We start from the raw sequence: 19698 nt of genomic DNA, 5'->3' as shown, positions 1-19698 counted from the left end.
CCTGGGTAGCTACGGTAGAAGACAAATAATCATGATTGTTTCCTGAGAAATATTTTTCCCAAACCTGATCTCCTTGCTGGTTCAGTTTCACCAAATGAAAGTCGTAACCATTATTTTGCTGGGTACTGCTTCCAGCATCCTTCTTTTGATTTACTGCCTGTATGACACTTCCTGTAATCAAATACTGCTGATCGATTGTTGTGGTTACCTGGCTTAGGAAATCCTGGGTTGAGGATTTGATATCTTTTTGCCAAACCACTTCCTGGGCTGATAACCCGGAAATAATGCACATAGAAAGTACACTGAAGTAGAGTTTTTTCATGCCTTGTGTTTAATTGTTAAATTCATTTTTTATAATTGCCGCAAAAGTAATCTTTTTTATCTCACAACAAAAAGACTTATCGAAAATTTTTGACTTCATCTTTTTCATTTGTACAAAGTTAGCCTTGAATTGCGACAAAACTCGTCGCTTAAAAAAGTTTATGATCTGATTCCACATAAAAAACCGGTTTATTCCAAGTATTTTAGAATAAACCGGTTTCTTGATAATGCTGATATAAAAAATTACTCTTTCACAAATTTCACATTTCTATCATCGATTTTAAAGATATATACTCCGGGAATAAGCTCAGCAATATGGATAGACTTTCCGGGTTGATATTTTCCGGATCTTACCAACTTACCGTCTATGGAATAGATGACAAATTCTGCTGATTTTTCCATTCCTTTGAGATAAAGTTCATTTTTAGCCGGATTTGGATATAGTGCAAACTGATCTTTCTCAATATTTTCAACGCTCAGGCTATTATCTTTTGCTACAGTAGAATTTCTTTCCAAAATCTGGTATTCATAATTGAACTGAACATTGGCAATCGGGAACGGTACCGGTTCTACAAAATATTGATTATTTGAGGTATTGTTTAAAGTAAGATAAGCGACCTGTCCTGCTGTTCCGTTTACCTTTATCGGAACAGGCATTTCATAAAAGCTTACGGAAGAATTACTTTGAGTCTGGCTAACTTTAATCGTAATGGTTTGATTAGAAGACTCCCTCCATCTGATATCATAGGTAGGATACCCTTCACCATACACCCAATCACTGAAAAATCCCGAAAAATCCTTACCGGTAGATTGCAGTAAAGAAGCCGTAAGATCTGCTGTTTTAGCGTAGCTGTACGCTAAGTTGGGTCTGGAATGATATTCCTGAATTGCCTGATAAAAAGCAGCGTCTCCTAAGATCCATTTAAGCATTCTCAGAATATAGCCTCCTTTCGCGTAAGATAATCTGCCACTGAAAATAGCCCCCTGATTCCCTAGGTTCGCATCAGCAACATAAGTACTTCCTCCTGGCGAACTGGTAATATAATCTTTCTGACCTGATAAGTAATTCATAAATTCAGATTGGGTCATCAGTAACTTTTCATTGGCAAGATGCTCCCCGAATGTGGCAAATCCTTCATTCAGCCAGATATCATTCCACGAACCACAGGTTACTTTATCCCCAAACCATTGGTGAGCCAGCTCATGAGCTATTACACTTTTACCCCAGGAACTCATTGAAGACATCGTCTGATGCTCCATACACACACCTCCGTACTGAAACTCCATATGTCCATACTTCTCATTACGGAAAGGATAAAGACCGAAATAAGTTTCAAAAGTGTTCATGATCTGTTTAGTCCATTCTATATTGGACATTACTGCCGTATTATTTACAGTTGTAGGATATACATAATTTACAAAAGGGAAAGGTGGATTTCCCATAGTATCATTAAGCTTAACAAAATTAGTGATAGCAAGGGCTACTAAATATGCACTGGTTGGGTACATTGTTCTCCAGAATGTCAGCTTTTTATTATTCGGAAGTGCTGTCTCAGACATCAGCTTTCCATTGGCAGCTACGTTATACTGATTTGGTGTTGTAATTTTAAAATCAAAACGGTCAATTTTATCATTTAAACTTTGTTTTGTCGGAAACCAATCCTGCGCGCCATAAGGTTCACTAAGGGTTGAGAGAATAAGCTCCCCGTTTTGGGAACCGGTGGAAAACGCACTATTTGCTGTATCCGGTGGGCCTGCATACTGTATTGTTAATGAATCAAGCACATTCGCAGGAAGGGAGGAAGGGAAGTCAATTTTTACCTCTTTCGTGGATAATTGCTGAAAGGTCAAATTATTTCCATGGTATTTCACTTGTGAAACCGTTAAGGTATTGGCCAAATCAAAATAGATACTGCTCATACTCTGATTAGGCTTAAAATGTGATGTTACCGAACCGGAGATATTGTAAACTGCAGGGTCCAGGTTAACATCCATCCTCTGGTACTGCAGATCATAGTTTAATGTATGGGGATTGATGTTGGGTGCCGTCATCTTTTGGGCAAAAGCTTTCATCTCTTTTGCTATTAATCCCTTCATTTCAATATTTTGATTCTGACTATGCAATGATCCAAATGAAATAATGCATAAAACTACAAGATAAAGTTTTTTCATTTTTATTTTTATAATAATGACCAAAGATAAAAAAAAACCTTCTAATCATTGATTAAAAGGTTCTTATGATATTAAATAAATATTTTTAAAGGTCTAATGCCGGTTCCAGCAGCCTTTCCATTCTTTTCTTCACCATATCCACAGATCCTGCATAGTTGTTAACCATCAGCGAGAACACAAGGGTCTTCCCGGAATTGGTCTTCATATACCCTGCCAGAGTTTTTACTTTATTTAAAGTTCCTGTCTTAGCAAATATCTGTCCGTTTCCTGTTCCGATAAACATTCTCTTTAATGTTCCCGATTGTCCTCCTACAGGAAGTGAAGTCAGGTAAGCTTTATAATACTTTTCATCCATTAATGAAGTTAAAAACTTCGCCTGTGAAATAGGAGTAACGGTATTGCTTCTTGAAAGCCCACTTCCGTCCATATAGTTTAAACCATTAATATCAAAGGCATTTTCTTTCAAATGGGTTGTTACAACAATTCTTCCCGATTCTGAAGTCTGATCTCCCAGTTTCTGGAATCCTACTGTTTTTAAAAGTGCTTCTGCTAAAGAATTATCACTATGCTGGTTGGTGTAATAAATAATATCGCTCAAAGTCGGAGATTTGTATGCTGAAATCAGCTTTCTGCTCTCCGGCATAGGATCTGTCATTTTTGGAGTAACTTTTCCACTAACTGCAATTCCACTTTTCACCATGGTCGCTCTTAAAGTATTGGCAAGATATGCCGGGGCATCAGGTAGCTTAGTGGTAAGAACACCATCTCCTTCATATTTATCTGCATATACCATCTGATTGGCATAAGGAGATACATAAAAATACTTTTTCTCAGTAGAGAAATTACCTGATTTCTTTACAATCAGTTTTTCATTAGCCGGATTAATCTCACGGGTGGTTCCAACCGGTAAATAATAGTTGTTATTTTCCAACCAAACAACATTTTCCGGAAGTCTTGAAATATTACCTTTGAAAAGTGCTGTCTGGATGATAATATCACCATTTACCCTTTTGATTCCTTCGTGAGAGATTCCACTAAGAAAATCTGAAACAATCTCTCTATAGGATAACGCTCCGCCTTTGTTTGTTCCAAGCGATGGATCCCCGCTTCCTACGACATAAAGATTACCATTTAAAACACCGTTTTCATCTATGCTTCCCGAGTATTCCAGCTGAGTCATCCAACGATAGTTCTCTCCCAACAGATTCAAAGCTGTTTCTGTGGTCAAAAGTTTTGTTGTAGAAGCAGGAACCAAAGGTGTGTTTTCATTGTATGAAGAAATTACTTTCTTTGTTTTCGGGTCGTACACTACAAATCCCCATGATGCATTTTTCAGCACAGGATCGGAAACCAGAGTGTTTACATTAATATCTACGAGTTCTTTAGCCGACAGAATTGTTTTCTCCACAACAGAAGTTATAGGAGAAGGTAAGTTTAAATTCGTTTTCTGATTGTCATAAGCCTGAGAGTAAAGAACGGTAGAAACGGTAGATTGAGCAAGGAAAAACCCAGAAGCCAGTACCGCTACGCTTGAAATATATTTTCTGAAATTTACCATCTATCTTAGTTTTGTTTTTATGTCTGGAAACCATAAAAAAACGATTCATAATAATCATCCAATAAAGGCACCAAACAATTAATCAACGACCAAAAGTAGAAAATATTGTTAGAAATCAGACCATTATAGTCTGATAAAAGGCTATAAAATTTGTTAAAAATTGTTAAAAATCCACGAAAACGTCTTTTTTGATGCTCTGATAAGCAGTTATTTCATCAAAATCTTTTAAACTTAGCAAAACCTGCTCTTTGTATTTTTCATAGTTTTTTCCACGGGGAAGTTTCAGTAATATCTGGAACTGATACAGATTATTAATCCTTGCAATCTGAGACCTTTCCGGACCTAAAACACATTCTTCCGGAAGGTATTTTCTTAGAACAGAACCCAGAAACTGCGAAGCCCTGTTTACTTTATCTTCTCTCCTGTGTTTCAGCTCAATCATAATAAGCTTTGTGAAAGGCGGATAATGGAATTTCTGGCGCTCTTTTAAAAAATAGTAGTAGATCTTGGAAACCTTATTCATTTTGATCAGCTGAAAGACTGAATGCTCAGGATTAAATGTTTGAATATAGATTTTTCCTTTTCCAGACACCCGTCCTGCCCTTCCCGCAACCTGGGTAATCAGCTGGAAGGCCCTTTCTTCAGCTCTGAAGTCCTGTACATATAATAAAGAATCCGCTTTAGGAATAGCGACCAGTTCAATATGATCGAAATCCAATCCTTTTGAAATCATCTGTGTGCCCACTACAATATCAGTTTCCCTGTCTTCAATCTTTTCATAAAGTTTTTCATAGGCAAATTTTTTCCGCATGGAATCGACATCCATACGATCTACCTCGTTTTCAGGAAATAATTTGGAAACTTCTTCATGGATCTGTTCAACACCAACTCCTCTTTCATTCAGATTCTCTGAATGGCATTTCGGGCATACTTTAGGTCTGGAAGCCCGTTGTCCGCAATAATGGCATTTCATTTCATTCGCAGCCTTATGATATGTCATTACCACATCACAATTGGAACAATAATTAACATATCCACAGGATTCACATTCCAGAACATTGGCATAACCACGGCGGTTATGAAGTATAATAGCCTGATTCCGCTCTTCCAGTACTTTTTTTTATTTCATCGATCAGTTGTAACGAGAAATTTCCTGAAACTTTTTTAGAATCCTGAGCTTCTTTAAAATTTATAAGTTCAAATTCCGGCAACTGAACATTTCCGAATCTTTCATTAAGGAAAACATATTTCATCTTCTCCTTACGGGCTAGATAATAGCTTTCCACGGAAGGAGTGGCAGAACCTAAGATCACACGGGCATCATAAAAATTACCAAATACCAGGGCAGAATCTTTTGCATTAAAATAAGGGGAAACCTCCCTTGCTTTATAAGCAGAATCATGCTCTTCATCTACAATGACCAGCCCAAGATTCTGGTAAGGCAGAAACAGTGCATTTCTTGTTCCTATAAGGATTTGGATATCATTATTTTTGATTCTTCTCCAGACCTCTACTTTTTCAAAATCCGTTAGCTTCTGGTGATAGAAGCCCAATTTCCGACCGTATTTTTTTTTCAAGCCTCTGCGTAATTTGTTTGGTAAGAGAAATTTCAGGAAGCAAAAACAAAACATTTTTGCCCTGCTGAACACACTCCTCTATCTTCTCTAAATAAATATGGGTTTTTCCCGATGAAGTCACCCCATGAAGCAGTACATTTCTTCTTTCTTCAAAAGCTTCATCAACTGCCTCTTTTGCTTCTTTCTGAGCCTCGGAAAGCGCTTCTATTTCTTCTATTTCCCCATCATAACTTTCCAGCCTATCTTTTTGCAGATAATATTCTTCGATGAAGTTTTTATCTACCAGAGGCTTTAAATGGGAATGCCCAAACACTCCATCTTCAAAAAGATCTGACTTTTTAATAAAAGTATCCGGATTCTCAGTCTGATGTGATAAAATGAGAAGAAAAAGATCCTTTTGCTTAGGTGCTTTGTTCAGTTTTCCGAGAATTACAGTAAGACTTTCATTGTTTAAAAGTTCTTCGTTGATCCTGACGTAAGCAACTTCTTTCGCTTTGTATTTTTCGCCAATCTTTTCATCAATTTCAATGTATTGCAGATCAATCAACGAATTGATTGTTTTTATAATATCTTTTTTAGGAATAAAAGCTTCAAGATCTGTAAGATTGATAAGTTGGCGGACTTCAAGTGCCTGAATGAGATACATTTCATTAACATCCAGATTTTCAAAATCAACTGTTACGTTCGGCTTTAATTTCAGATATGTTTCACTTTCAAGCTTTAATGAGGAAGGAAATGCAAAACGATAGATTTCACCCAAATTACAAAGGTAATAGGCAGAAAGCCAGTTCCAGAAACCGATCTGCTCCTGGGGCAAAATAGGAGATTCGTCCAGAATACTGATGATTTCCCTTGGAATAAACCCTTCCGGTTCTGTATCATGAATTTCAAAAACAATTCCTGTGTAGATTTTTTTTCCACGAAACGGAACTAAAACCCTCATTCCGGTTTGTAGTAACGGCATTAGCTCTTCTGGCACTTTGTAAGTAAAAGAACCTTTTAAATTTAATGGTAAAACAATTTGGGCGTATCGCAAGAGAAATGATTAAAATGTAAAATTAAATCATTCTTCACAGAACTGCAATTTTTTATGAGTTGTTCCCCATTTTGTAACCTATATTTGTTATTCAATTTTGATTCATGGAAAATTATATCCTGCTTTTTTTTTATTGGACTCCTGGCCGGAGCGATTAATGCAGCAGCTGGCGGTGGATCATTTATTACATTTCCTGCACTTATATATGCCGGTGTTCCCCCGATACAGGCCAATGCTTCAAGTACCGTTGCCCTGTTTCCGGGAAGCTTAGCCAGTGCATGGAAATTCAGAGAATATATTAAACCTTTCCCTGCTATTTCAATCGTAGCGATGATTATACTGACTCTGCTGGGAGGTTGTGCCGGAGGTCTGTTATTGCTATATACACCATCCAGTGGATTCAATCTGGTGGTTCCATGGTTGCTTCTGTTAGGTTCCATGGCTTTTGCATTTGGGAGGCAGGCCGGTAACTGGTTGAGAAAGAAAATGCATATAGGAGCGGGATTAGTACTGGGTGCTCAGTTTCTTTTAGGAATATATGGCGGTTACTTTGGCGGAGCCGTAGGAATAATGATGATGGCCGTTTGGGCGTTATTTGGTTTTTCGGATATTAAAGTAATCAATGCCAATAAAACCCTGTTTACAGGAATTGCCAATGCGGTGGCTGTTGTACTTTTTATTTTTGCAGGGAAGGTTTACTGGCCGGAAACCTGCACCATGATGGTTGCCACAATTTCAGGAGGTTATTTTGGAGCTCATTTTACAAAAAAGCTGGATCCTGTAAAACTGCGTACAGGAATAGTTATCTTCAATTTCTTTATTACTGCGGTTTTTTTCGTCAAAACTTACTTTTAATTAAAAAATATCTCAATTATTCTATACCAGATAGCGGTTGTTAAGAATCCGACGATAATACTGAATCCAATGGTTAAATTCGTGAGTTTGGTATTCAGCCTGAACTGTTCGGCAATAATACTTGAAGTTACAAGAGTAGGCATTGCAGCTTCGAAGATGGTAATTCTAGCAATATCTCCTTTAATGCCTGAAAGCAAAGCCAGTCCCAAAACAATCGCCGGTGCCAGAATCAACTTATACAGCATAGATACAGACATTTGGGGAATGAGTTTTTTCCAGCCATTAAATTTCAACTGTAACCCCACGGAAAACAAAGCTAATGGACTTACTGTCGCAGCTAATTTATCAAAGAAGGGCTCAGCAGTTGTGAAATCAATAAACTGAGAGAGGATCAGCGCACTGATACATCCAATTAACGGAGGAAATGTGATCAGTCTTTTCAAAATGAATACCGCACTTACCTTCCCCGACCTGCTACCTCCTTTTACTGCGGCAATAATTCCCAAGGTAGAAAGACTGAAAAACATAGTCTGATCACAAATAATAGCAATGCTCAAAAGGCTTTCTCCATAAAAAGCACTTATTAAGGGAAAACCGATAAAGGAAGTATTGCTGTATCCGCTAATAAGCTCCATTGTACTTTGTGAACGTCTTGAATAACCTTTTTTCTTGCTATAAACCGACATAAACACAAAACTGAATACCGCAATAAGGAATGTCGCCACAATAGGAAAAAGCATTTCCAGTGTCCAGTGAACTTTAGGTAAATATTTAAATGAAACAGCAGGCAGGGCCAGGTAAAGAATCCAGGTATTAATTCCTTTATGGGCATCCGGATGAATTGACTTGGTTGATCTGAATACCATTCCAGCCAAAATACATACCGCTATCAAAACAAAATTCACCATAATTGTGTCTAAATATGTTGCAAATGTAAGATTGATTTTTCAGCCGGACATAGAAATTGAATCGATTTTTAACCGAAAACTATGCATGGACTATCTTTTTCTCTGGATTTTACTATAATCAGGGATTAATAACGTCCCATAAACTCATCACTTCTATTTTATCCAATGGCTTTGAAAGTTTAATACGTCTTGGTTTTTTGGGAAGCAAATCAAAGAAGTTATCACTGAAATGAGTATCTCCCATCAGATAAATATTTTTAGTTAAAACATCCGTAGATATTTCGATCTCTGAAGAAGATATTTTTTTGATATGTACCGCCGGTTTTGTGAGCTTCAGATCCTTAGGCTTTACAAGGAAATAAGTATTTTGTGCTACTTCTTTGTTACTTTTATCATTTAAAACCACATTTAGAAATACTTCGTTCCTAGAAAACCGGCCAAGTATCTTTTCAATTTCTATCGGATCAAAGGATATAATATCTTTTAAATTCCTGTTCCCGGAATGAATCCTGTTAATAATCTCCCCTTTAAATGTGGTTACTTCTATGGTTACACTTATATCGTTCAAGTCCTGTATAAGATCGTTAACAGCAAATAAATTCAGTTTATTGTCCTTTTCTTCTGCCAGAATAACCTGCTGCTCAAAACTCCTTTTGACCTGGTAGTGCAAAGCTTTCCAATTTCCTGAATAATCGATAGAAGACCACGAAACCACAGGCCAACAATCGTTAAGCTGCCAATATAACGTTCCCATATTATAAGGTTTTGCTCTTCGATGTGCTTCAATAGCGATTTGCATTCCACGTGCCTGCAGCAGTTGTGAGATGTAATTGTATTTTATAAAATCAGCAGGTACAGGATAATCCCGTTCCATATATGTATTGATAATTTCCCAACCTCTTGCATGCTTTTCATGTGCTTTTATAGTACCATTATTCAGATTGAGTTGAGGAGTTCCGGAAAACATAGTTTTAGTGGTCTCAAGACTTGGCATTCCCTGAAATCCATATTCAGACATGAAACGCCCTACTTTTTCATTATACACTTCAAAGGGCTGTTCACCCCACCACACGCCCCAGTAATGAGAGTCACCTTCTGTAAGGCTTTCCTTATGGCCCCAGCCGATCGATGGCGAGCTTGGCCAATACATATTCTTATCAGAGGCCAGCTTTTCTTTTAATGTATTGGGAATTAATTCATGAAATACCTTCCTGTAATCTTTCCAAACCTGCAAAGAATCTTCTTTCGAATATTTAAATTGTTTCTGGTATCCCCAGTTGACAATAGCTTCGTCTACTTCATTGTTTCCACACCATAAAGCTATGGAAGGATGATTCTGCAAACGGGTTACCTGATCTTTTACCTCCTCTTTTACATTGTTCAGAAAATCTTCATCAGAGGGATAAAAACTTCCCGCAAACATAAAATCCTGCCACACGAGAATTCCATTCTCATCACATGCCTTATAAAACTCATCATCTTCATAAATCCCACCACCCCAAACGCGGATCATGTTGATATTTGCCTCTTTGCAATCTTTTATCAGTTTCTGATATTTTTCTTTCGTAATCCTTGGTGAAAAGCTATCTGCCGGAATCCAGTTTGTGCCTTTAATGTATAACGGTTGATTATTGACCTTAAAATAGAAAGACTTCCCTTTTTCATCCTTTTCCTGAACCAGTTCTATAGTTCTGAATCCTGTTCTCAGTCTTTTTGCATGAATCTCTTTTCCTCCTTTTAAAAGATTAATTTTAAAATCATAAAGATTGGCATCTCCCCAACCATTTGGCTGCCAGATTTTCAATCCATCGATTTGATAGGGAAATCTTATTTTATTTTCACCTTTTCCAAGAGAAAAGGTCTTTTGGGAATTATTGATTTTTAAGGCATAATTACCTGGTGTCTGTACTTCGATATCAACTTCAAAGCTAAAATTACCTTTAGGTTCCCCCGATACATTTTGTAAATCCTTTATGCTTTTAATCTTAGCATCATTCCAGAAGTCCAGTTTTACCTCTTTCCATATTCCTGCCGTAACCAATCTCGGACCCCAGTCCCAACCAAATTGATACTGTGCCTTTCTTATAAAGCTTCTAGGGCTTTCAGGTATCGTGAAAGGAACTTTTTGAGCCAGCTTTTTACCTTCTTCTACAGCAGACCTGAATGAAATCTTTAGAATATTGTCGCCCGGTTTCAGATAATTTTTAACAGGAATACTCCATTTTCTAAACATGTTATCCGTCTTCTGAAGAAGTTTTCCATTAAGGTAAATTTCAGAAAAGGTATCCAGGCCTTCAAAAACAAGATCTATATTTTGGTTTTTCAGCTCGTGTGATGAAATTTTAAAATGGGCCTGATAATCCCAGTTTTCATTTTCTACCCATTGGACTTTTTTCTCATTTTCATCTTTAAATGGATCGGGGATCAATTTATTATCCATCAAATCCTGATGCACGGTTCCCGGTACTTTTGCAGAAAGCCACTGAGTTTCTTTTGAGTTTTTAAACTGCCATTTTTCGGATGATAAACTGCGCTCGGAAAATTGTGCACTAAGAAAATTGTGAATAAGAAAAAAGGTAAAAAGTATGGTTTTATTCATTGATGAGTTTATTTACAATTCTAAGAATTCCGTCTTTTATAAGGAGTTCATCAGAATGAATGGGCAGGCCTGGTTAAATGGCAGATTGTTAATTGTTTTTAAATCTTTATATTAAAAATTTAATGATCATTATCAGGAACCGTGGTTGGCAGTATCAGATTCTGTTATTTATTCTTCAAAGCAATTACCTCATCTGCATCGGCAAACTGTCCGCCATCCGTAATAGCTGAAGAATGAAAATAGGCTGCGTTTGTAAATTCACGGATATCCTGGATATTGGTTGATCTTAGTCCGCCACCCACAAGAATTTCTATTCTCCCATTTGAAAGCTCTACCAATTTTTTCAGATTTTCTTTACCCTCGGAAACATTAGGTTTCTGTCCGGAAGTAAGAATCGTTTTAAAACCACAGCTGATCACTTTTTCCAATGAGCTTTCTAAACCTTTTGCCCTGTCAAAGGCACGGTGAAAAGTGCAAGGTAACGGATATGCTATTTCAACCAGGGTTTTATTTTGTTCCATATTAACCTCATCATTCTCATCTAAAATTCCGAAAACAAAGCCGTCGACATTATGAGATTTAAGCTGGGTAAGCTCACTTTTCATCTGTTCAAATTCTTCATTTGTATAAGTGAAATTTCCTCCACGGGGACGGATCATGACAAAAACAGGAATGTTTATCTTTTCTCTTAGTTTTTTAGTCGTTTCAAAATCTGGTGTAGTTCCTCCTTCACTTAAACCATCACATAATTCTATTCTGTCTGCCCCATTTTCAAAAGCAACGATGGCAGAATGAGGATTAAAACATGCTATTTCTATCTTTGACATTTTTAATTTTTTTTAGGAATTAGTAAAAATAATTTCTGATTTCTGATTATTATTTCAAGGCAAACTCAGGAGTTTCCAGCCTGTTTCCTTTTTGGTCATGTACCGCAAAATTAAACCCGTCCTGTATGCAATAAGATCCATATTCCCCGTTTTTATTTAATGCAATAAAACCTACCTGAATATCTTTCAGATTTTTATTTCTTCTCTGTGCAATCTTTACAATTCTTTCAACCGCTTCTTTGCAGGCTTGCTGTGGATTTCTTCCTTGTCTCATCAGTTCCACAACCAGGTGAGTTCCAACAGTTCTTATTACTTCTTCACCATGTCCCGTTGCTGTAGCGGCACCCACTTCGTTATCTACGAATAATCCGGCTCCGATAATGGGAGAATCTCCTACCCTTCCGTGCATTTTAAAGGCCATACCGCTGGTAGTACAAGCTCCGGAAAGATTTCCCTGAGCGTCCAATGCAATCATTCCGATGGTATCATGGTTTTCAATATTTACGATAGGTTGGTACTTGCTGTTTTTAAGCCATTCCTTCCATTCTTTTTCAGATTCGGGCGTTAATAGGTTTTCCTTTTTAAATCCCTGAGACAGGGCAAACTGAAAAGCACCATCTCCTACCAGCATAACGTGTGGAGTCTTTTCCATCACGGCTCTGGCTACAGAAATTGGATTTTTAATATTTTCAATACAGGCAACCGATCCGATGTTGTAGTTTTCATCCATGATACAGGCATCAAGTGTTACTCTTCCATCTCTATCCGGGCGTCCGCCATATCCCACGCTTCTTTCCGTGGGATCCAACTCCACCAAACGTACTCCTTTTTCAACAGCATCTAGCGCTCTTCCGTTTTTGCCAAGAATCGTCCATGCTTCCTCATTGGCCTTTAAACCAAAATTCCAGGTTGACAGGACGATCGGTTTGCTTATGGTTTTATGACTTTCAGGTAATGGACTGGCCATTAGATCTAGCGGATTTACGGCAAGAGCCAAAGAAGCAACTGCTGTCTTTTTGATAAAGTTTCGTCTGCTTTGCATATCAGGTTTATTAGGCTTACAAATTAGCAATTTTCCTGCTGGTACAAAAGTAAAAAAACAACAGATCCTATCTCATCGCGTTTAGCAATCCTCATTACAAAAAGTCATAAAAACAATCTTCATATTATTGATCGGAATATTTCGGAATTCATATCAGCAAGATGGAAAATTCACCCCTGTAACTTTTCATTTACATTACTGACTTATTGTATGTTAAACTTTTTCAACCATGATCAGAATTTCAGTTATTTTAAGTTGTGTTTTATTCATTTTATTTTCCTGCAACAAAAAATCAGAAAAAGATATTCTTATAAATTTTTACAAGAAAGGAAAATTTAATGGTACCGTTCTCATAGTTGAAAAAGGAAAAATAATATGTGATACAGCATTGGGATATAAAAATTTTGAAGACAAAAAACTTATGACCAAGGATACGCCGTTCTGTATTGCGTCTGTAACCAAACCTTTTACTGCAACAACGATTATGCTTTTACAGCAGGAGCACAAGTTGTCGTTTGATGATAAAGCAAGCCAATATCTAATGGACCTTCCGGAATATGCACAAAATATCAGTATCAGACAATTGCTTAACCACACTTCAGGATTAAAGGATTATGAGAATGTTTTGATCTCAGATAACAGGATCACCAATGAAGATGTCCTGGCCTTTCTAAAAAAGCAACCCGGATTAACATTTCCTTCCGGCAGTCAATTCGAATATTGTAATAGTGGATATATCATACTTGGGCAAATTATAGAGGCTGTATCCGGAGAGTCATATAAAGATTTTATTCAAAATAGAATTTTTGCTCCTTTGAATATGCAGCATTCATTTGTTTTTGATGCTCAAACGGTACCGCCTTCCGATATTGCCAAAGCGTATGATATAGATAAAAAACCGGATGATTATTTTCTTTTAACATTGGGGGATGGCGGAATCTATTCTACGACATGGGATCTATATAAATTCGACCAGGCTTTAAGAAAGCATCAGTTACTGAATAAGGAAAACACAAAAATTATGTATGAACTGCCCGTTTTAAAAAATGGAAAAACGAGTGATTATGCATTCGGATGGTACATTTCTGACGATACCGCTATGCATACCGGTGGAATCAATGGATTCAGAAGTATTATCTGGAGAGACCTGAGCGACAATACCTGTATTATTGCTTTGACGAATCAGGGAGATGCCTTTCCGGTGTATCAATTTCTGGAAACTGAGAAAAAGTCGATACAGAAACGAAAGTAAGTAATCCATTCACTATTATAATCCAATATGATATAATTTCAATAGATCTTACTCCCTGGTCTCCTAATGCTTTCTGATATTGATTAATTCATCCCAATCTCATCTACAAAAAGCCAGGCTTTAGAATCAGCTCCCGGATTTCCGGCAGGAATAATTCCTGCATTTTCAATTTTAACTTTAATATATGCCGCGTTCTGATTACCAACATTGAGTTTTACTTTTCCTTTTACATTCTGAATTTCATCTTTTCCAATTTCTTTGATCATTTTAAAATTTACATTATCATCAGAAATAAAGATCTGTGCTCCTTTGGCTAAATGAATCCAGCTTCCTTTATTTTCAAGGGTATTAAAATAAACTTCTGAAAACTGAGTTTTTACTCGTAAGTCAATAACTGCTACAACATCTTTTCCCTGAAAGCCTAACCATGTTTTTCCCAGCTGTTTTTGATTACCCAAAATTCCGTCCACCAAAGTAAACGCTCCGCCAAAAGAATAATTTTCGCTGGGCTGTTGTTCCAGAGTGATCTTCTTTCCCGTTGTTTTGGAAGGAATAAATGATTGGGAAGAAACCGCACTTTTTATCTGTCCATCTTCGAAATAGGCAGACTTTATGGTCATGGCTCTTGAAACAGGGATAGGCTCCTTATAAGATGGTGAATTTACTGTTGGATCTGTACCATCGGTTGTATATTTTATTCCCTGGGAATTTTGAGAAGTTGATAATTCATATGCAACACCTTTGGCAGAAGGTGTTACTTTTCCTGAAATATTATAAATGCTTTTCGCATAGTTGATCTTCATTTTATCTAAAACCTTAAACTGCCGGATAACCCTGTTTTCAAATTCTTTATAATTCTTAGGATCAGAAGTTCCCCATGCTACTTCTGAAAGTGCCATTATTCTTGGAAAAATCATATACTGGACATGCTTAAAATCCAATATATATTCGGTCCATAAGTTAGCCTGAACACCTAAAATGTATTTAGCTTCCTCAGCAGTAAGCTCTGAAGGAACCGGATCGTAAGAATATACTTTATCTAAAGGAGTAAATCCTCCAAAAGCATTAGGTTCGGACTGGGGATCCCCCTGATAATGGTCAAAATAACAGAAAGCTCCGGGAGTCATTACAGCAAAATGTTTTGATTTTGCAGCTTCAATACCTCCATTGACACCTGTCCAGCTCATTACGGCAGCGTTTGGCGCCAGACCTCCTTCCAGAATCTCATCCCATCCGATTATTTTCCGCCCTTTGCTATTTACATATTTTTCTATAGTCTGGATAAAATAGCTTTGTAATCCATGCTCATCTTTCAGATTGTTCTTTTTGATCAGCTCCTGACAATGCGGGCACTCTTTCCATCGTGTCTTAGGACATTCATCCCCACCAATATGGATATACTGAGAAGGAAATAACTTTATCACCTCATCCAGGACATTTTCTAAAAATGTAAATGTTTCTTTTTTAGGACAAAAAACATCATCAAAGACGCCCCACTTTGTGGCAGGTTCAAAAGGTCCTTTCGTACACGCCAACTCAGGATAGGCCGAAAGTGCTGCTAAAGCATGTCCGGGCATTTCAATTTCAGGTACAATTGTAATATGACGCTGTTCTGCATACTTAACCACATCCTTAATCTGTTCCTGAGTATAAAAATAAGGGCCATATGGTTTTCCGTCAAAGGTATTATCTACATAGGCTCCAATCATAGATTCTTTTCTCCTGGAGCCAATTTCAGTCAGCTTCGGATATTTCTTGATTTCAATTCTCCATCCCTGATCATCGGTTAAATGCCAGTGAAAGGTATTTAGCTTATACATGGCCAGATAATCAATATACTGCTTTACTTCATCTACCGTAAAGAAATGACGGCAAACATCCAGATGCATTCCTCTCCATGCAAATTTTGGATTATCTTTAATTTCCATAGCGGGAATCTCTCCTTTTTCCTGATACTCATCAAACAACTGGATCAAGGTTTGAATAGCAAGAAAATAACCTTGTTTAGTGTAAGAACTTATAAAAATCCTTTTGGGAGAAATATCAATAGAATATCTTTCTTTATCACCCTGCGGGTCAATCGGCATTTTGGGTTGTGGAATCAGCATATGCATTATATGAACTTTTTCCGTACTTCCTGAGGATTGAAATGTAACGCGAGCACCAAGATGCTTTTTGAAATATTCCGTTTCCTCTTTTGGAAGTTTATCATTCAGTATCAATGTTTTGGGGATCACAAATTTACCTTCCTGAATCGTTAAACTTTGTGGGTAAGGAATTAAACTTGGTTTAGTTTGCGAAAAAAACAGATTGGAAATCATAAGGGAAAAGACCAATAATAAACGCATTATTTTGTGTAATTTAGATTTAAGCGAATATAATTAATTTCTGAAAAAAGTCAGTGAATTATTTAACCTATTATGATATAAAAGATCTAATTTTGCAAAAATATACAATGAGAAAAACAATTTTTTTAGCGGTAAGTCTGGTGTTTTCATTTTCAGCACAAGCACAACTTTTAGATATCATAAAATCTACAGTTAAGGAAAAAACAGGGGTTGACCTTAACAATACAGGAAAAATAAAGAACACTTCTACAGGAACAACTGTAATCACAACTCCATCACCCAACAGAGCCTCTTCAGTTAATCTGAATAATCTTACTTCTACCCAAATTTCGTCCGGATTAAAGGAAGCCTTAAGTATGGGAGTGAATGATGGTGTGAAGAAGCTTGCTTTAACTGATGGTTTTTTCAAAAATGAAGCCGTAAAAATTTTAATGCCCGAAAAACTAAGAAAGGTAGACACGACCTTGCGTTCTTTGGGAATGGGAAAACTCGCTGATGAGGGAGTGAAATTATTAAACAGAGCTGCTGAAGATGCCGTAACAGAAGCTGCTCCTATTTTCACCAATGCCATTACATCAATGACAATTACTGATGCCAAAAATATTTTATTGGGCTCAAATCATGCGGCGACTAATTATCTGCAAACTAAAACCCAGAACCAGCTCTTTACAGCGTTCCAGCCAAAAGTACAGGCTTCATTGGGAAAAGTGGGAGCTGACACCCTTTGGAAAAGCCTTATTTCAAAGTACAATACTTTTACAGGGCAATCTGTAACTACTGATTTGAATGAATATGTGACTACAGAAACAATTAATGGCGTTTTCAAAATGGTTGCAGATAAAGAAAACGGGATCAGAAATACTCCAGCCATGAGAACTACCAGTATTTTACAAAAAGTTTTTGGAGCTCAGGACGGTAAATAATCAATTATGAATAGTTGAAAAAACTCAATTTATAACATCTAGATACAAAATAAAAAGGCTGTTTCAGAATTTGAGCAGCCTTTCGTATTAAATTGTATTGCAAATCATGTAATTCTTCTTTTTTAAGATATAATAGTCAGGAATTCTGTAAACATAACAATTTTTTCATAACTTCAATTCCGTATATAAAATACAATCAGCGAAGTAAATCAACAAACACAAAAATAAACAACCATGAAAAAATTAATGTATGCTTTTCTTGTTTTCAGTCTGTTCGCAGCTTGTTTACCCATGTCCGGAAGTCCTATGACAGCCTTTATTGTGAAAAACACTTCAGATAAGCCCGTTAGCTTTACCTCTAGTGTTATCAAAATGTCGCAAAGTTTTGGAGCACAGGAAGTCTCTAATTCTTTTACGGTAAAACCTCATGACAGTATTATTGTGAGGCAGACTTATTTCAAAAAAGACGGTACTAATCCTCAAAAATGGTTTTCAAAGTTCGATATATCACCAGTAGATGGTGTGGAATTAAATGATCCTCAACTTGCAGAAAATTGGAAAAAGGGATCCAAAGATAATGTTCCCACATATACATTTACCATTAATAAATAAGGACATGAAGATCTTTAAAATCTTAACCATTTTCTTCTGTTCAATGTGCTTTTCTCAGGAAAATAATATCCTCACAAGACTTTCCGCGTTGAATAATAATGGCAAAATCTGGTACAATATAGATGGATATAGTGTTACAAGTGAGGTTTTCAATAATTCTTTTGATGAAAAAGGGCTTTCAAAGGTTTTAAAAAAACATAAAATTTCAGATTCTGAACTAAAAAGAAGAGATGAGAAAATCAATAGTAAAAACTTCTTTCTAACCAAACAACAAAAAATTTCAGGAAACAGCTTTCAAACAAATAATTATTATTTCGTTGAAAATCCGAATAAGACAATCACTGTAGTATGGTTTATAAAAAACGGAAAAACAGATCAAGATACTGAAGAAAAGCTCGTTAATGCAATTATTGAGAATAGAATTCCGGAGGAGAATTTTGTTTCTATGAATATCAGTTCAATTAATTTTGCCGGAAGAAAAATAGAACTTGGCAGTAATTGTTACTGGACCTTCCTCAATACAGTTCAATGCCCATATGCTGGTGAGATGAACTGGTCTGTTCACAGAACATTACAGGATGCAAAAGAAGCTGTTGAAAACCAATTGAATGTAACAAAATCTAAAGGAGGGGGAAAAATTACATCCGAAGAAATGATTGATATTAATTTTCTGGATGTACCTACAAAAGCAAAAAAAAATAGTGTATGACTTTACGGGCCTAACTTCTGTTCTTACAAAAATGTCCGGCGGAAAGTCTTTAACAATCTACTATATCGCAGAAAATATACGAGATCAAAATATAAGCTGCGTAATAAGTTTCTGGAACAACGATGAAATAAATCCACAAACAAAGCTTCCTGCTCTTCCTGAAAAACTAATGAAACTTAATTAACCGATGATAAAAAAGGCTGTTAATGATGACAGCCTTTCTTTTGTTTTTTTTATTAAAATTGCATTTCGGGAATTTCTCCTTCAATGATCAGATCTGCTTCTGTAGATTGTACAATATGCTCTACGGACACTCCCGGTGCTCTTTCAACAAGCTTAAAACCAGCTGGTGTTACATCTAAAACAGCGAGTTCCGTAACCACTCTTTTCACACAATTTACTCCTGTTAAAGGAAGTGTACATTTTTTCAGGATTTTACTTTCTCCTGCTTTATTTACATGCATCATCGCAACAATGATATTTTCAGCAGAAGCTACCAAATCCATTGCTCCGCCCATTCCTTTTACCATTTTTCCAGGAATCTTCCAGTTGGCAATATCTCCATTTTCAGAAACTTCCATTGCGCCAAGGATCGTAAGATCTACTTTCTGTCCACGGATCATCCCAAAACTAAAAGCGGAATCAAAAAATGAACCTCCTGGTAGTATCGTAATGGTCTGCTTTCCTGCATTGATGATATCAGCATCTTCTTCTCCTTCAAAAGGGAAAGGTCCCATTCCCAAAACTCCATTTTCACTCTGAAATTCTACTGAAATGCCATCAGGAACGTAGTTGGCAACCAAAGTGGGAATCCCTATTCCCAGATTTACATAATAACGATCTTTTAATTCTTTTGAGATTCTTTTAGCAATTTGTTCTTTTGTGAGCATAGTAAAAACTTAGACTGCAATTTAATTATTTTCAATAGAATACAAAAGGGCTTTGTTATTGAAAATTAT

At 36.6% G+C, this 19698-nt stretch carries 13 protein-coding genes and 2 pseudogenes; 5 read left to right on the top strand and 10 right to left on the bottom strand.

Annotated elements, in window-relative coordinates; genetic code table 11:
* The 4 genes and pseudogenes from ACJ5H0_RS17590 to priA all read right to left on the bottom strand — a co-directional run.
* Positions 1–322 (bottom strand): annotated as a pseudogene (locus ACJ5H0_RS17590) (T9SS type A sorting domain-containing protein); the annotation flags it as partial.
* 242 nt (positions 323–564) lie between these two features.
* Entirely contained in the window at positions 565–2493 is a 1929-nt protein-coding gene (locus tag ACJ5H0_RS17585) for a M1 family aminopeptidase (RefSeq protein WP_411250967.1), read from the bottom strand.
* Positions 2494–2578: 85 nt separating this feature from the next.
* The gene (gene dacB / locus ACJ5H0_RS17580; RefSeq protein ID WP_273647425.1) at positions 2579–4051 is read right to left on the bottom strand and encodes a D-alanyl-D-alanine carboxypeptidase/D-alanyl-D-alanine endopeptidase; all 1473 of its coding nucleotides are present in this window, start codon (positions 4049–4051) and stop codon (positions 2579–2581) included.
* Positions 4052–4214: 163 nt separating this feature from the next.
* Positions 4215–6664: pseudogene (gene priA / locus ACJ5H0_RS17575) on the bottom strand (replication restart helicase PriA).
* An 84-nt stretch (positions 6665–6748) separates the two neighbouring features.
* Between priA and ACJ5H0_RS17570 the strand changes: the two are divergent.
* Entirely contained in the window at positions 6749–7519 is a 771-nt protein-coding gene (locus ACJ5H0_RS17570; protein WP_411250964.1) for a sulfite exporter TauE/SafE family protein, read from the top strand.
* Here the strand turns inward: ACJ5H0_RS17570 and ACJ5H0_RS17565 are convergent.
* From ACJ5H0_RS17565 to ACJ5H0_RS17550, 4 genes are all read right to left on the bottom strand, one after another.
* Complete coding sequence (locus ACJ5H0_RS17565; protein ID WP_411250962.1) at positions 7516–8427, bottom strand: AEC family transporter; 912 nt, start codon at positions 8425–8427, stop codon at positions 7516–7518. The two genes, ACJ5H0_RS17570 and ACJ5H0_RS17565, sit on opposite strands and share 4 nt — an antisense overlap.
* A gap of 118 nt (positions 8428–8545) precedes the next feature.
* Positions 8546–11026 (bottom strand): beta-mannosidase, encoded by a 2481-nt coding sequence (locus tag ACJ5H0_RS17560; RefSeq protein WP_411250959.1) that lies wholly within the window; start codon positions 11024–11026, stop codon positions 8546–8548.
* A 164-nt stretch (positions 11027–11190) separates the two neighbouring features.
* Entirely contained in the window at positions 11191–11853 is a 663-nt protein-coding gene (locus tag ACJ5H0_RS17555; RefSeq protein ID WP_411250956.1) for a copper homeostasis protein CutC, read from the bottom strand.
* A gap of 49 nt (positions 11854–11902) precedes the next feature.
* Positions 11903–12895 carry an isoaspartyl peptidase/L-asparaginase family protein gene (locus tag ACJ5H0_RS17550; protein WP_411250953.1) on the bottom strand — a complete coding sequence of 331 codons (993 nt, stop codon included), beginning with the start codon at positions 12893–12895 and terminating at the stop codon, positions 11903–11905.
* Between the two features lie 229 nt (positions 12896–13124).
* Here ACJ5H0_RS17550 and ACJ5H0_RS17545 point away from each other — a divergent pair, with 229 nt between their 5' ends.
* Positions 13125–14147, top strand: coding sequence for a serine hydrolase domain-containing protein (locus ACJ5H0_RS17545; protein ID WP_411250949.1), 1023 nt, complete (start codon positions 13125–13127; stop codon positions 14145–14147).
* 83 nt (positions 14148–14230) lie between these two features.
* Here the strand turns inward: ACJ5H0_RS17545 and ACJ5H0_RS17540 are convergent, their stop codons facing one another.
* Entirely contained in the window at positions 14231–16495 is a 2265-nt protein-coding gene (locus ACJ5H0_RS17540; protein WP_411250946.1) for a beta-N-acetylhexosaminidase, read from the bottom strand.
* 107 nt (positions 16496–16602) lie between these two features.
* Between ACJ5H0_RS17540 and ACJ5H0_RS17535 the strand changes: the two genes are divergently transcribed.
* From ACJ5H0_RS17535 to ACJ5H0_RS17525, 3 genes are all read left to right on the top strand, one after another.
* Positions 16603–17418: a DUF4197 domain-containing protein gene (locus ACJ5H0_RS17535; RefSeq protein WP_411250943.1), complete on the top strand. Its 816-nt coding sequence runs from the start codon at positions 16603–16605 to the stop codon at positions 17416–17418.
* Positions 17419–17652: 234 nt separating this feature from the next.
* Positions 17653–18030 (top strand): hypothetical protein, encoded by a 378-nt coding sequence (locus tag ACJ5H0_RS17530; RefSeq protein WP_273647415.1) that lies wholly within the window; start codon positions 17653–17655, stop codon positions 18028–18030.
* Between the two features lie 4 nt (positions 18031–18034).
* On the top strand, positions 18035–18739 hold the full coding sequence (locus ACJ5H0_RS17525) for a hypothetical protein (RefSeq protein WP_411250940.1): 705 nt from the start codon (positions 18035–18037) through the stop codon (positions 18737–18739).
* A gap of 236 nt (positions 18740–18975) precedes the next feature.
* Here the strand turns inward: ACJ5H0_RS17525 and ACJ5H0_RS17520 are convergent, their stop codons facing one another.
* Positions 18976–19629, bottom strand: a complete 654-nt coding sequence (locus tag ACJ5H0_RS17520; RefSeq protein WP_099766518.1) for a CoA transferase subunit B — start codon at positions 19627–19629, stop codon at positions 18976–18978.
* Between the last annotated feature and the right edge of the window lie 69 nt (positions 19630–19698).

The organism is Chryseobacterium proteolyticum (assembly GCF_046591535.1).
Lineage (GTDB): Bacteria > Bacteroidota > Bacteroidia > Flavobacteriales > Weeksellaceae > Chryseobacterium > Chryseobacterium proteolyticum.
This window is presented reverse-complemented; position numbering and strand designations above follow the sequence as displayed.